The organism is Streptomyces sp. NBC_01591, assembly GCF_035918155.1.
Taxonomy (GTDB): domain Bacteria; phylum Actinomycetota; class Actinomycetes; order Streptomycetales; family Streptomycetaceae; genus Streptomyces.
In genome coordinates this window covers 7,627,936-7,641,662 of sequence record NZ_CP109327.1, presented here as the reverse complement: position 1 = coordinate 7,641,662, position 13,727 = coordinate 7,627,936, and the positions used below count along the sequence as shown (strand labels likewise).

Here is a 13,727-nt window from a genome sequence, read left to right as displayed (position 1 = left end):
CCGCCCGGTGGCCGGGGACGGCACCCGGCCCGGTGGGCGGGGACCTGCGGGTCCGCGGCCACCGGGCCGGATGCCGGTGCTGCCTTCGCCCCGAGGGGCGTGTCGGGTCAGTTGCCGCTCCACCACCGCGAGACGGCCCGCCACAGCCTCACGGGTGCGGATCCGCCGCGCTGCTGCGGGATCCGGCCCACGGCGGACGGTCCGGGGGCCGTGCTCCCGGAATCGTCGACGGCCGTGGCCGTGGCCGTCGTACCCATCGGGGCGGCGGCCGGGGCGCGTCCGGGTGTGGGTGCGGTGTGCCGGACCGCGGACTGCGCCTCCCAGTCCTGGCGCTGCGGGTTGGGCCTGCCCATGGACGGCGGTTCCTTGTCGTCCTGCGGCGGGCGCGAGGCGAAGTCGGCCGGAAGCTCCACCAGGTGCCGGCCCATGATGTTCCCGATCCAGCTCAGCTCGCTCTCCTCGACGGCGAGCTCGAGGTCGGGCAGTCGCATCAGCAGGGCATCGACACCGACGTCGGCGATGGCCCGTCCGATGTCCTGACCGGGGCATTCGTGGGGGCCGCCGCTGAACGCGAGGTGGGCACGGTTGCCCGCCATGTCGGCGTTCAGATCGGGCCGGACCACCGGGTCGGTGTTGGCCGGTGCGATTCCGACGATCAATGCGTCGCCCGCCTTGATCTGCTTACCGCCGAGCTCGGTGTCACCGACTGCCCAGCGGCCGAAGACCGCGGTGAACGGCGGCTCGTCCCACAGCGTCTGCTCCACCGCTTCGGGGACCGTCATGTGACCGCCGCTGAGCCTGGCCCGGAACCGCGGGTCGGTGAGCACCATGCGCAGGACGTTGGCGATCAGGTTGGCGGTCGCCTCGTAGGAGGCGATGAGGATCAGCCGGAGGTGCTCGCTGACCTCCTGGTCGTTCAGCCCGGCGGGGTGCTCGGTGAGCCAGGTGGCGAAGTCGTCCGCTGGTTCGCGCCTGCGGCGCTGGACGAGCCGGGTCAGCGCGTCGAGCACATAGGCGTTGCTCGCGACGGCGGTCGCCGTGCCCCGGGTCATGTCGCGGGCGGCCTGGACCATCCGGTCGTTGTACTCCTCGGGCATGCCGATGATCGCGCACATCACCATCATCGGCAGCCGCTCGGCGAACTGGCTGACCAGGTCGACACGGCCTTGCTGGCAGAAGTCGTTGACGAGCCGGTTGCTGTAGCGGTTGACGTGGCGGCGAACACCGCGGGTGTCGATCCGGCCCATGCTGTCGGTGACCGCGCCGCGCAGGCGCTCATGGGTGGCCCCGTCGGCGAACACACACATCGGCTGCCAAGTGAAGATCGGGGCCAGCGGGTGGTCCGGGGCGACGCTGCCGTCCTGCAGGGCCCGCCACCGCCGGGAGTCTCGGGAGAACTGCGAGGGCGTACGGGTCATGTGCAGGTTCTCGCTGTGCCCGAGGACCAGCCATGCGGGTACGTCTCCGTGCAGCAGCACGGGGGCCACGGTGCCGTGTTCGGCACGCAGCTTGTCGTAGAGCCCGTGAGGGTCGCGCTCGGCCTCCGGGCCGTAGAACCGGCGCAGTCCGCCGGGGCCGACGCCGAGGCCGTGGGCCGGGCACTCGGGGGGCGGAACCGGCCCCTGGGCCGCGCCGGGCTCGTAGTGGAATGGGGTTGTCACGATCGCTCCAGGGATCAGGATTCCAAGTACCGGACGGATGACAGTGCGCGAGGGGGGTGGGTACTGCGGTCAGGCGCGCGGGAGGGCCAGACTGTGCAGATAGCGCATCAGGGTCATCAGCACGTCGCGGCTGGAGTCGCGCAGTCGGGCGTCGCAGTCGATCATCGGGACCTCTTCGGGGAGGTCCAGGGCGCTCCGCAGCGCCTCGACGGGGTGCTTCGGGGCGTCGGGGAAGGTGTTGATGGCGACGACGAACGGCACGCCGCGCTCCTCCAGCCTCCCGATGACGTCGAAGCTGACTTCGAGTCGTCGGGTGTCGATGAGGACCACCGCGCCGAGGGCACCTTCGAACAGGCCGTTCCACAGGAACCAGAAGCGTTCCTGGCCCGGGGTACCGAACAGATAGAGGATCAGCTCCTCACTGATGGAGATCCGGCCGAAGTCCATGGCGACGGTGGTGGCGGTCTTGCTCTCCACCCCGAAGTTGTCGTCCACGCCGACACCGGCCTGGGTCATGGTCTCCTCGGTGGTCAGCGGCCGGATCTCGCTGACGGAACCGACCATGGTCGTCTTGCCGACCCCGAACCCGCCGACGATCACGACCTTCACCGCGGCTGTCGCCGTGGTGGGAAGGACGTCCTCGCGCCGGGGGCCAGTGATCGTGTCAGAGCTTCTGAAGTCCATGCATCACCGCTTCGAGAAGGGACCTGTCCGGGAGAGTGGCGCGGACGATGGGCGCGCGCGATTCGATCAGTCCGGCAGCGAGGAGTTCGGTGAGGAGCGAGGTCACCACGCTGAAGGGCAGACCGAGGTATGCCGAGATCTCGGCGACGGATAACGGTGCCTGACAGAGCCGCAGGATCACGGCCTGCTCGGGCTGGACCGTCGGCGACGGCTGTGCCTGCGCGACGATCATCGTGACCAGGTCGAGCTGCGCCCGCTCACCGCCTTCAAGATCGCCGGTGATCACGTACAGCCGTTCCGGATCGCTCAGTGTCGGATCGGCCTTTCGGCGTTCTCGTCGGGGAGAATTCATCCGGCCTGCCCGTCGTGGCGCGGCGGACTCGTCAGATGGGCACCGATCCTGACGACCATGTCGCGCATCCGCGATCCGACGAGTCCCGCGTCGACCGTCTCACCGGCGAGCACCGCTAGGTACGCGCCCGTTCCGGCGGCCATCAGGTAGAAGAACCCGCCGGTGACCTCGATGACGACCAGGCGCATGAGCCCGTCGCTGTAAGGGATTTCGGAGGCGACGGCGGCGGCCAGGCTCTGCAGTCCGGCACAGGCAGCCGCCAGGCGGTCGGCAACATCGGGGTCGCCGCCGTGCCGGGCGATGCGCAGACCGTCGGCGGAGAGCACCACGATCTGGTGGATGTCCGGTACGTCGTCGGCCAGTTCCTTGAGCATCCAGTCCATGTTTCCCCGCTGCTGGATCACTTCAGGTCTCCCTTGTCCCACGCATCGTCAGAGTCTTCGTCGGTCTTCGGGTCCTGCGGCACGCCGTTGACCGCGTTGGTGAAGGCCTCCAGCCAGAGTCCGGGTGGCTGCTCCTTGCCGCCGGAGCCGCCGGGTCCGTGACCGTTGGCATGGCCATTGGTGTGGCCGTTGCGCTGGCCTGCGGTGGGGTCGACGGGCTGGGCCGGGAGGTTGTGCGAGCCCAGGGGCGCCCGGCCGCGACTGCGGCGTTGCGGGAGCCCGCCCGCGGTCCACTCGGTCACCACGGGGACGTCGTCCTCCATGGCGGCCGGGGGGAGGACCGGCCGGGTGACGGGTGCGACCGGCCCGGTGGCGGGTCGCTGGGCCACGGGGGTACGGGGCTTGCGGCGGGCCGGCACGACGTGCTTCATGGCCTCCTGATCGATGTCGCTGGTGGGCCTCGACGTGGCGCCGATGCCGTGGGCGATGCCGGGAGCGGGTCCGGTGGTGATCATGGCGCGGGGCACGATGAGCACGGCGCGGACACCGCCGTACGCGGACTGCCGCAGCGAGACCTGGAGGTCGTACATCCGCGCGAGCCGGCCGACGACGGCCATGCCGAGCCGCGGGGACTCGCCGAGGTCGTTCATGTTGGAGCCGGCCTGGGCCCTGGCGAGCATGTTCTCGGCCCGCGAACGGGCCTCCTCGCTGAGCGAGACGCCGCCGTCCTCGATCTCGATGGCGATGCCGGTCTGCACCTCGACGGCGGTGACGTGCACCCGGGTCTGCGGGGGCGAGTAGCGGGTGGCGTTGTCGAGGAGTTCGGCGCAGGCGTGGATGAGCGGCTCGACGGCGGTGCCGATGATGGCGACCTTGGCGATCGAGTGCAGATCGACGCGGGGGTATTCCAGGATCCGCGACATGGCGCCGCGCAACACGCTGAACAGCGGTACGGGCTTGGGCCACTGGCGGCTGGGCCGGGCGCCGCCGAGTACCGCGATGGAGTCGGCGAGGCGGCCGATCAGTGCGGTGCCGTGGTCGATGCGGAGCAGGTCGTCGAAGACGTCGGGGTTGCGCCCGTGGTGCTCCTCCATCTCGCGCAGTTCACTCGCCTGACGGTGGACGATCGCCTGGACGCGCCGGGCGACGTTGACGAAGGCGCGCTGCGCGGAGTCACGCATCGCCTCTTCGTTGTCGATGATGTTCAGCACCGTGTAGACGAGGGTGCGCTGGGCGTCGGGCAGGTCGCGGTACAGCTCGTCCGCGTCGACGACGTCGCGGAGCACCTCTTCGGGCGAATTGCCCACGCGCAGCCGGTGGATGGCGGCCGGCAGGAGCTCCTTGCTGATCCGTACGGTCTCGTCGTCGTGGGTGGCGATGCGCCGCTCCAGGTCGGCGAAGCGCCGTTCGTACACCGCGCGCTGGGTACGCAGATCGCGCGCCCGGCGGGCGAGTTGGACGCTCAGCGCGGCGACCACGACGGTGGCGACGGCACCGCACCAGACGACTGGTATCCGCGCGGCCGTGGAAGCCAGCGCCACCGCGGCGGCGGTGGCGCCGCCCATCAGGAGCACGGGCAGCAACACGGCGCGAGCGACTGGGGTTTCTCGGTCGATCGGCGGTGATTCAACACGAACCATCTAGGACCTCTGGCGGTTGATTCGGGAGGTATGCACGCTTGCAGGACAGTCGCGAACAAGCGCTCGAATTCATATCAACTCGACTTCACTGCGCGTGAGCTTAGTCAGATCGAATCAGTGCTTCGGCACATTCACCCAACCCCCTGCGCGAGCGCTCCAGCGGTAATACACTCACGAGTTTTTGCACGGAACGCCGTCACGCGTGCACATGGAGTGACATCCGACCCGATCCGGCGAAGAGAGGAGCCGTTCGTACCGGAGAGCGGGACAGCATCCGAGGGCGAGCGGAGTGTCGAGCCGGACCATCTGTGGAGCACGTACGGTGAAAGCGGGGGCAGTTGAGCGATTCGACCCGGTCGACTGCTTCACTTCGTCCCGCAGTACGGGACAGACGCACATGTGATCGAACTGGATCGAAAGGAGCACATTCATGACTCATGGGCGGGTGGACGGCCCGGTCACCGAACTGACACCGGAACCGGAAGGGAACGGACACACCATCGGGCCCGGTCGGGGCTACACCATCGAATCGCTGGACACCGGGCTCCGGCTGATGCAGCTCTTCCTCACCCATGACACGCTCACCGTCTCCGGGGCCGCCGAGCTGCTCTCCGTGGGCCGGTCCACCGCGCACCGGGTGCTCAGGACCCTGGAGGGACGCGGCTTCGCGATCCGGGACTTCTCCGGCCGCGGCTACTCGGCCGGCCCGGAGCTGGTCCGGCTCGGCCGCCCGGCGGGATTCGGCCCGGCCGTCCGCGAACAGCTCGGAGCGGTACTGGAGGACGCGGTGCATCGCACCGGCGAGACGGTGCAGAGCACTGCGCTGATCGGCGATCAGATCATCGTCATCGACGGCCGCGAGTCCTCGCAGCCGGTGCGGGTGATGCCGGAAGTCGGCAGTACGCACCCCGCCCACGCCACGTCGGGCGGCAAGCTGCTGCTCTCCCTGATGACGACGGAACAGGTCTGCGCCCTCTACCCGCAGGAGAAGCTGCCCGCGGCCACGCCGGGCACCGTCACCTCGCGCTCCGCGCTGCTCGCCGAGCTCCAGGAGATCCGCTCCCTCGGGTACGCGCTCAGCCGCGGGGAGTCGGTCCGGGGCATGAACACCGTGGCCGTACCGCTGGCCGGATCGAGCTGGCGGGACCGGCTCGCCCTGATGGCAGCGGCTCCCGCCGACCGCGGCGACGACGCAGCGCTCGTCCGCCGCGCCGGAGAACTCCGCCTGTCCGCCGCGCTGTTGAACACAGTCTGAGTGGTCCCGGCCGTGCGGCCACGGACGAGCGTGCGCCGGAGCGGACCGCCGGAGCGCGTCGTCCCGCTCCGGTGGTCCACTTCCCGCGCGGTGCCTACGCCCGGAGTTCGATGCCGTGTGCGTCCACCAGGGCGACGATCCGGGCGAGGGCCTCGTCCGCGGGCTGCGGATCGAGCCGGGTTCCGTCGCGCAGCCGCAGGGCCACCTGCCCCTCGGCCGCCTCCCTGGCCCCGATGACCGCCTGGCACGGCACGAGGCGGGCTTCCCGGACGCGGGCGCCCAGGGTGCCGCGTTCCGGTCCGGCGATCTCGGCCCGCAGTCCCAGGTCGGCGCATTGCCGGGCGAGCGCCTCGGCGTCCGGCAGTTCGGCGTCGGAGATCGGGAGGATCGCCAGCTGGGTGGGGGCGAGCCAGGCGGGGAAGGCCCCGCCATGTGCCTCGATCAGATGGGCGACGGCCCGCTCCACGCTGCCGATGATGCTGCGGTGGATCATGACCGGCCGGTGTTTCGCACCGTCGGCGCCGATGTAGTGCAGGTCGAACCGGCCCGGCTGGTGGAAGTCGATCTGGACGGTGGAGAGGGTGGACTCCCGGCCGGCGCCGTCGGCGACCTGGACATCGATCTTGGGACCGTAGAACGCGGCCTCGCCCTCGGCCGCTTCGTAGGGCACGCCCGAGCGGTCGAGGACTTCGGTCAGCAGAGCGGTGGACTTCCGCCACATCCCGGGGTCGTCGACGTACTTCCCTCCCGGGCCCGGGAGGGAGAGCCGGTAGCGGGCCGCACTGATGCCCAGCGCCCGGTACGCCCCGCCGATCAGCTCCAGAGCGGCCCGCGCCTCCTCGGCCACCTGGTCCGGGGTGCAGAAGATGTGCGCGTCGTTCAGCTGGATGGAGCGCACACGGGTCAGTCCGCCGAGCACCCCGGAGAGCTCGGAGCGGTACATGCCGCCCAGCTCGGCCATGCGCAGCGGCAGTTCGCGGTAGCTGTGCGAGCGGGAGCGGTAGATGACGGCGTGGTGCGGACACAGGCTCGGCCGCAGCACGACCTGTTCCCCGCCCAGGTCCATCGGCGGGAACATGTCGTCGCTGTAGTGCGACCAGTGCCCGGAGATCTCGTACAGCTCCCGCTTGCCGAGCACCGGCGAGTACACATGCCGGTAGCCGGCCCGCCGTTCGGCGGTGCGGATGTACTCCTCCAGGGTGTGGCGCACGGCGGCGCCGTCGGGCAGCCAGTAGGGCAGTCCCGCGCCGATCAGCGGGTCGGTGTCGAACAGGCCCAGCTCGCGGCCGAGCTTGCGGTGGTCGTGCATGGCGGTCTCCTCGCGGTCGTCGGGCGGGTGACCGCAGGACGAAGCCCCGGGGCACTCGCCCCGGGGCTTCTCACTGCACAGCTGTCAGCGCGCCGGGACACTCTCCGGCGTCGTCGTCATGGCAGCGCGTTTCATGCGGTGGACGCTAGCAGCGGCGCACCTGCGTCCGCGCGGCATTTTCCCGGTGCCGTCGGCACGGACCCGCGTGCCCGCCCCGGTTCAGCGTCGGCCGCCGCCGATCCGCCCCTCCAGCTGCACCAGCAGTTCACTGAGCTGGGCGCTGAGCCGGGTACGGGACTGCTCGTCGAGACCGGACAGCACCGTGCGTTCGTACGCGAGCTGCCGGGGCAACAGCATGTCCACCAGTTCGCGGCCCTCCTCGGTGAGGCGGATGTGGTTGACCCGGCGGTCGCGGTCGTCGCTGCGGCGGTCGACGAGACCGCGTTCCTGGAGGACCCGCAGCCGCTTGGTGACCGCTGCGCCGGACGAGAAGGTCTCCCTGGCCAGCTCGCCGGGGGTGAGTTCGCGGTCGGTGCGGCGTACGGCACCGAGCAGGTCGAACTCGGCGCGGGTCAGACCGGCGGCGCGCAGCGGGGCGTCCTCGGCCTGCTGGAGCAGGGCCGCGCAGCGGTTGATACGGCCGATGAGTTCCATCGGTCCGGTGTCCAGTTCCGGGTTGACGGCCTGCCACTGCCGTACCACCGAGGCGACGATGTCGTCGGTCACACCGCTCCGTTCTCCGGGGCGCGGGCGATCGACCCCCGCCGTGTTGCTGTAGCGGCGAGCGTACGGTGTCCGGCCTGCTCGGCCGCGAGGACCTGCTCCTGGGGCAGGGCGCGCTGCCACCATTCGCCCGCCGCCGTTTCGTCCGCCTCGCGCAGTTCGACGAGCGATCCGGTCAGCCTGCGGCGGGCGGCGTCGAGCGCGGCGGGTGTGGGCTGCGGGGCGGCAAGCGCGTGTACGGCGTGGGCGCGGGCCAGGTCGGTGGCGGCCAGTGCCTTCTCCAGGCGGCCGGCGGCGCGGCGGTTGGTCACCAGCATGGCGGCGAGCAGGCCCACCCCGGCGCCGATGACGGTGTCCAGGACCCGGTCGCCGATGAGTTCACCGGCGGCCGGGTGGGTGCCGCCGAACTCCAGGACCAGCAGCGCCATCGGGGTGACGGCTACGGAGCCGAGCCAGTAGTTGCGGGTGATCAGGGCCTCGGCCGCGAAGCCGAAGAACAGGCAGAAGCCGATGAGGGCCAGCGGTCCGGTGCGGCTGACCGGGAGGACGGCGGCGAAGACGAGGACGCCGAGCAGATTACCGAGGGTGCGCTGGAGGGCCCGGTTCCAGGACAGGGTCACATTTGCCTGGTACAGGGAGGCGGCGGTGACGATCGCCCAGTAGGGGCGGCCGACACCGGCCGCCTGGGAGACGTATCCGGCCAGAGCGCAGCCGACGAGCGCGCGGGCGCCGATGGGCAGCAGCGGGGAGCCCGGGGCGAGGCTGCGCAGCAGCGCGCGGCGGGCCTCGCGACGGCTTCCGCCGCGCCGGGCGGCCCGTTCGGCCTCGATGCCCAACAGTTCCTCGGATGCGCCCCGAGCGGACGGCGGAGTGGGGACGGGGCCGCGGGCGCGGGCCTGCCGGGCCCAGGCGCGGAGCCGGTCGGGGGCCGGGACGGGAGCGGAAGCCGGAGCGGGGACGTCCGGGAAGGCGCCGAGGGCGGCTTCGGCGTGGACGACAAGGCGTTCGAGAGCCTGGCGTACGGGCGTGGGGCGTCCGGCGGCGAGCAGGGTCTGCCAGGCCCCGTGCACGGCGGCGGCCGCGGCATGCCGGGTGCGGTGGCCGGGGTCGGCGAGGTATGCCGCGGCCGCGTCGAGGGCGCGGGCCGTCGCCCGGCGCTCCGGGCCCTCCCGGCGGACGAGCGCGGGGCCGGCCGTGACCAGCCAGGCGATCGCGCCCGCGGCAAGGGTCAGCGCGAGATGGCCGGGCACCTGGCTGAGACGCTGTGGAGCGAAGAGCGCGGCGGAGGTGACGAACGTGAAGATCACCGGTCCGGGCGGCCCGATGCGGGTGGCGTCGCAGAGCGTCTTCTGCGCCGCCGCGAGCACGGCCCCCACCGCGATCAGCACGGCGGTCGACCCGGTGAGAGAGGCCGCGACCAGGGATATCGCCAGGCCGATGACCATGGAGACGACGACTCCGGCGACGGCACGGGCGCGACGGGTGTACGGCAGGTTGTGGCCGTACAGCGCACAGAGCGAGCCGGCCATCGTGTACATCACGAGGTCGAGCCGGTCGACGGCGAACAGCACCAGATCCGGTACGGCGGTGGCGACGACCACGCTCAGTGCCGGCTTGAACCACATGTCCGAGGGCCGGGCGAGACGCAGCGGGGCCGCCAGCGGGAGTCTGCGGACGGAGGGCTGCCGGGATCGGATAGTTGCATCGCTCACCAAAATACTTTAGCAGGTATTACACCCGTAAAACATTTTTCCCCGATGGCCGCGCCCCGCGCGAGGTCATAGCGTTCAACTGCGCAAGGACAGGCAGGTACAGGCACAGGTACGCATCCATGCGCCCACCCATCCACGGAGGAACCCGAATGAAGCTCACCGAACCGGTGCCCAGCGGCCCCTGCTGGATCGAGCTGAGCACCCCCGACATCCCGGCCGCCAAGTCGTTCTACGCGGCACTCTTCGGCTGGCGCTCCGAGACCGATCCGCGCGAGGAGGCGGGGGGCTACACGATGGCGCGCCTCGGCGACGCACGGGTGGCCGCGCTCAGCCCGGTCTATCAGCCGGGTCAGCCGACCGCCTGGACGGTTTCGTTCGCCACCGAGGACACGGACGCCACGGTCGAGCAGGTGAAGTCGGCGGGCGGTTCGCTCCTGGTCGACCCGATGGACGTGTTCGACCAGGGCAGGTTCGCGGTCGTTGCCGATCCGTCCGGTGCGGTGTTCTCCCTGTGGCAGGGGCGTGCCTTCGCCGGTGCCGAGCGGCTGAACGACCCCGGTGCGCTCGGCTGGGTCGAACTCGTCACCCGTGAGGCCGACTCGGCGCTCGCTTTCTACCCCGCGGTCTTCGGGTGGACGGTGAATGCCGCATCGGATCGGTACACGCAGTGGGGTGTGGCCGGTGAGGACTTCGGCGGGATGCTGATCATGGACGACAGGTTTCCGCCGGAGGCAGCGCCGAGCTGGCTGCCATACTTCGCCGTGACGGATGTCGACGCGACGGCTGCCACGGCTCAGGGGGCCGGCGGCGAACTGCTGATGCCGCCGACCGATATCCCGGACGGGCCGCGGATCGCGGTCGTACGGGACCCGCAGGGTGCGGTGTTCGGCATCCACCGGGCACGCGGCGAGGGCTAGGTCGCGTCGCGGCAGACGGTAGTTCGACGACACGACCTAGGGTCTCCTGGAGTTCAGCCGATGTACGAGAGCGATGCCGGACTGCTCGCCCCCGGGCGGGCCGGCTCCCCCGCCGAGGCGGCCACCGGCGACGGTGCCTTTCTGCAGGCGATGCTCGACGCCGAGGCGGCGCTCACCCGTGCCCAGTCCGGCTGCGGACTCGCCCCCGCCAAGGCGGGGCGGGCGGTGACCGCGGCGGCGGCCGACGCGGGCCGGTTCGACGTACGGGACCTGGCGCTGCGGGCACGCGCGGGCGGCGATCCGGTCATCCCGCTGGCCATGGACCTCGTCGTCGCGGTGGAGCAGGACGTCCGCCCGTATGTGCACCGGGGCGCGACCAGCCAGGACATCCTCGACACGGCCGCCATGCTGGTCGCCGCGCGGACCCTCGCGCTGGTGCTCGACGATCTGGCGCGGGCCGCGGACGCGGTGGCGCGGCTCGCCACCGCTCATCGCAACACCCCGATGGCCGGCCGGACGCTCACCCAGCACGCCGTGCCGACCACCTTCGGACTCAAGGCGGCGGGGTGGCGGGCGCTGATCCTCGACGCGAGAGACCGGCTCTCGGCCGTACGGGAATCGCTTCCCGCACAACTCGGCGGTGCGGCAGGAACGTTGGCCGCCTTCGAGGCGTACGCGCCCACCGAGGACATCGACGGGATCGATCCGGGGCTGCCGCTGATCCAGGCGTTCGCAAACGAACTCGGTCTGGCCGAACCGCTGTTGCCGTGGCACACCCTGCGTACCCCGGTCGCCGATCTGGCGGGCGCGCTCGCCTTCACGGCAGGTGCGCTCGGCAAGATGGCGGCCGATGTGCTCAACCTGTCCCGTACCGAGATCGGCGAGGTCATCGAGGGGCAGGGCGACGGTTCGTCCGCCATGGCGCACAAGGCCGATCCGGTGCACGCCACACTGATCGCGGCGGCGGCCCGCCGCGCCCCCGGTCTGGCGGCGACACTGTACGGCTCGCTCGCCGCCGAGGACGAGCGGCCGGCCGGGGCGTGGCACGCCGAGTGGGAGCCGCTGCGCGAACTGCTGCGGCTCGTCGGCGGGGCCGCGCACGGCGCCGCCGAACTCACCGGCACACTGCGTGTCGTCCCGTACGCCATGCGGGAGAACCTCCAGCTCACCGACGGGCTGATCGTCTCCGAGCGGCTGGCCGCCGTGTTCGCCGAACGGATCGGCCGCAAACGCGCCAAGGAGGTCCTGCTGAGCGCCGCCGACCGGGCCCGCGCGGAGACCACCGACCTGGCCGACGTACTCGCCGATGTGCTCGACGAGGAACCCGAACTCGCCGGTCTCGACCTGGGCGAACTGACCGACCCCGCCCGGTACACGGGCTGCGCGGGCCCCCTCACCGACCGCGCGCTCGACCGCGGCTGACCGGCCCCGCCATGTCGCGCGGACCCGGCGCGCCCAGGCGCCGGCCCCGCCCCGTACGCCTCAGGTCAGCCGGCCCTCGCGGGCGATGACCCGGCCCGCGCGTACGACCATGGGCGGGACCGGGCGGTCCACGACTGCCTCGGGCAGCGAACCGACGGCCACCACAACGAAGTCGGCCGGGTCGCCGGTCTCCAGCCGGGAGGCGGGCAACCCGAGCAGGGAGGCACCGCCCTGGGCCACCGCCTCGTAGCAGGCGGCGAGTTCGGCATCGGTGCGGGCATCCGTGTGGGCATCCGTGCGGTACGCGAGCAGATGCGCCCGGGCGAGCATGTCGCCGTCACCGAACGGCGTGGCGGCCGCGCCGCTGACCGTGCTGGCCGGTGTCGCGCCGTTCGCCATCGGTATCGGCGGTCCGGGCACCCCGCTCGGCTATCTGGCAATGAGCCGCTACGTACGCAATGCCGGAGCCTTCTACGCGTACGTCGCCCGAAGCCCCGGCCGTACGCTCGGTGTCGCCACGGCCTACCTGGCGACACTCTCGTACAACCTCGTCGCCCCCGGTGTCGCCGCCGGGTTCGGCTACTTCGCCTCGACGACCCTGAGCGATCTCACCTGCGCGGAACTGCCCTGGCGGCCGCTGTCGACCCTCTGCGTGCTGGGTACCAGGGGTACTGGGCCGGCTGCGGGTCACGCTGAGCGCGAAGGTGCTGGGGGTGGCACTGGTCCTGGAGGTCCTGGTGCTGCTGGTGATGGATGCCGGGGTGCTGGCGGACCGGGGGACCACCGCCCTGGACATCACGTCCTTCGATCCGTCCGTGCTGGCCTCCTCAGGCGGTATGGCGGGGATGTTCGTCCTGGTCATCGCCGGGCGCACGGGTGCGGTCAATGCGGCACTGCTGGTGCCGCTGCCGGTGGTGCTCGTGGCCGGGGTCGTGGTGGCTCTGCGCATCCGTCGCACCGACCCCGGGCGTTATGCGCGGCTCACCGAGGTGGACGTCGAACGGGACTGAGCGTCGCGCCTCCCGGACGACGCGAACGGCCGGCACCGCCTCCGTCGCGGTCAGCCGTTCGCGTCGTCGCGGAGCCGCGCGTGCAGGTGCATGTCGTGCCAGCCGTCGGCATGCAGATGGGAGTGGCGGCGGGTGCCTTCCAGGGCGAAGCCCGTCTTGGCAGCCACCCGGCAGGACGCCTCGTTCAGCACGGAGTGCGCGAGTTCGAGCCGCTCGAACCCGATCTCGTCGAAGGCCCAGTGTGTGAGCGCCGAGACGGCCCGGGGTGCCACGCCCCGTCCGCGGGCGGCCGGCAGCACCCAGTAGGCGCATTCCGCCAGACCGATCTCCGGCACCAGGGAACGGAGCGAGACCCGGCCGAGCACTTTCCCGATCCCGTCGCTCGTTCCCTCGGGGCGTACGACGGCCCAATGGGCCGCGGTCTCGCTGTACCAGGCGTTCTGCCACTGCTCGATCCAGTCGCGCGCCTCGTCCTCGCTGTCGGCCCGGCGCAGATGCCAGTGCTGGATCGCCGGATCGGAGAAGGCGGCGACGACCGCCGGTGCGTCCTCCTGCCGCCACGGCCGCAGAAGCAGGTCGTCGGAGACGGTCAGAGCCGGTTGGGCGGAGTCCGCGAGGCGACCCGGAGGAAGGTGGGGCGGCACCAAGTACGGCATGGG

At 71.5% G+C, this 13,727-nt stretch carries 14 protein-coding genes; 4 read left to right on the top strand and 10 right to left on the bottom strand.

Features of this window, described 5'->3' with window-relative positions; genetic code table 11:
- Positions 1 to 107: 107 nt before the first annotated feature.
- The 5 genes from OG978_RS35410 to OG978_RS35390 all read right to left on the bottom strand — a co-directional run bounded on the left by OG978_RS35410 (position 108) and on the right by OG978_RS35390 (position 4,720).
- The gene (locus OG978_RS35410) at positions 108 to 1,661 is read right to left on the bottom strand and encodes a cytochrome P450 (protein ID WP_326769137.1); all 1,554 of its coding nucleotides are present in this window, start codon (positions 1,659 to 1,661) and stop codon (positions 108 to 110) included.
- A gap of 69 nt (positions 1,662 to 1,730) precedes the next feature.
- Positions 1,731 to 2,345 (bottom strand): GTP-binding protein, encoded by a 615-nt coding sequence (locus OG978_RS35405; RefSeq protein ID WP_326769136.1) that lies wholly within the window; start codon positions 2,343 to 2,345, stop codon positions 1,731 to 1,733.
- Positions 2,326 to 2,697 (bottom strand): DUF742 domain-containing protein, encoded by a 372-nt coding sequence (locus tag OG978_RS35400; RefSeq protein ID WP_326769135.1) that lies wholly within the window; start codon positions 2,695 to 2,697, stop codon positions 2,326 to 2,328. The genes OG978_RS35405 and OG978_RS35400 overlap by 20 nt, the downstream gene beginning before the upstream one ends.
- Positions 2,694 to 3,101: a roadblock/LC7 domain-containing protein gene (locus tag OG978_RS35395; protein ID WP_093896207.1), complete on the bottom strand. Its 408-nt coding sequence runs from the start codon at positions 3,099 to 3,101 to the stop codon at positions 2,694 to 2,696. Before OG978_RS35395 ends, OG978_RS35400 begins: the two co-directional genes overlap by 4 nt.
- On the bottom strand, positions 3,098 to 4,720 hold the full coding sequence (locus tag OG978_RS35390; RefSeq protein WP_326769134.1) for a sensor histidine kinase: 1,623 nt from the start codon (positions 4,718 to 4,720) through the stop codon (positions 3,098 to 3,100). The genes OG978_RS35395 and OG978_RS35390 overlap by 4 nt, the downstream gene beginning before the upstream one ends.
- A 430-nt stretch (positions 4,721 to 5,150) precedes the next feature.
- On the opposite strand from OG978_RS35390, the gene OG978_RS35385 reads away from it, so the two are divergent.
- Positions 5,151 to 5,975, top strand: coding sequence for an IclR family transcriptional regulator (locus tag OG978_RS35385; RefSeq protein WP_326769133.1), 825 nt, complete (start codon positions 5,151 to 5,153; stop codon positions 5,973 to 5,975).
- Positions 5,976 to 6,069: 94 nt separating this feature from the next.
- On the opposite strand, the gene thrS is transcribed toward OG978_RS35385, so the two are convergent.
- From thrS to OG978_RS35370, 3 genes are all read right to left on the bottom strand, one after another.
- A complete protein-coding gene (gene thrS / locus OG978_RS35380) occupies positions 6,070 to 7,284 on the bottom strand; it encodes a threonine--tRNA ligase (protein ID WP_326769132.1) in 1,215 nt (404 codons plus the stop codon).
- A gap of 219 nt (positions 7,285 to 7,503) precedes the next feature.
- Positions 7,504 to 8,010: a MarR family winged helix-turn-helix transcriptional regulator gene (locus OG978_RS35375; protein ID WP_326769131.1), complete on the bottom strand. Its 507-nt coding sequence runs from the start codon at positions 8,008 to 8,010 to the stop codon at positions 7,504 to 7,506.
- A complete protein-coding gene (locus tag OG978_RS35370) occupies positions 8,007 to 9,719 on the bottom strand; it encodes an FUSC family protein (protein WP_326769130.1) in 1,713 nt (570 codons plus the stop codon). The genes OG978_RS35375 and OG978_RS35370 overlap by 4 nt, the downstream gene beginning before the upstream one ends.
- Before the next feature lie 149 nt (positions 9,720 to 9,868).
- On the opposite strand from OG978_RS35370, the gene OG978_RS35365 reads away from it, so the two are divergent.
- Both OG978_RS35365 and pcaB read left to right on the top strand, forming a co-directional pair.
- Entirely contained in the window at positions 9,869 to 10,636 is a 768-nt protein-coding gene (locus OG978_RS35365; protein ID WP_326769129.1) for a VOC family protein, read from the top strand.
- Between the two features lie 60 nt (positions 10,637 to 10,696).
- Positions 10,697 to 12,058 (top strand): 3-carboxy-cis,cis-muconate cycloisomerase, encoded by a 1,362-nt coding sequence (pcaB, locus tag OG978_RS35360; RefSeq protein ID WP_326769128.1) that lies wholly within the window; start codon positions 10,697 to 10,699, stop codon positions 12,056 to 12,058.
- A 60-nt stretch (positions 12,059 to 12,118) separates the two neighbouring features.
- On the opposite strand, the gene OG978_RS35355 is transcribed toward pcaB, so the two are convergent.
- Positions 12,119 to 12,457, bottom strand: coding sequence for a hypothetical protein (locus OG978_RS35355; protein ID WP_326769127.1), 339 nt, complete (start codon positions 12,455 to 12,457; stop codon positions 12,119 to 12,121).
- Between the two features lie 314 nt (positions 12,458 to 12,771).
- On the opposite strand from OG978_RS35355, the gene OG978_RS35350 reads away from it, so the two are divergent.
- Positions 12,772 to 13,068, top strand: a complete 297-nt coding sequence (locus tag OG978_RS35350) for a hypothetical protein (protein WP_326769126.1) — start codon at positions 12,772 to 12,774, stop codon at positions 13,066 to 13,068.
- A 50-nt stretch (positions 13,069 to 13,118) separates the two neighbouring features.
- Here OG978_RS35350 and OG978_RS35345 read toward each other — a convergent pair whose 3' ends face one another.
- Positions 13,119 to 13,724, bottom strand: coding sequence for a GNAT family N-acetyltransferase (locus tag OG978_RS35345; RefSeq protein WP_326769125.1), 606 nt, complete (start codon positions 13,722 to 13,724; stop codon positions 13,119 to 13,121).
- Positions 13,725 to 13,727: the final 3 nt, after the last annotated feature.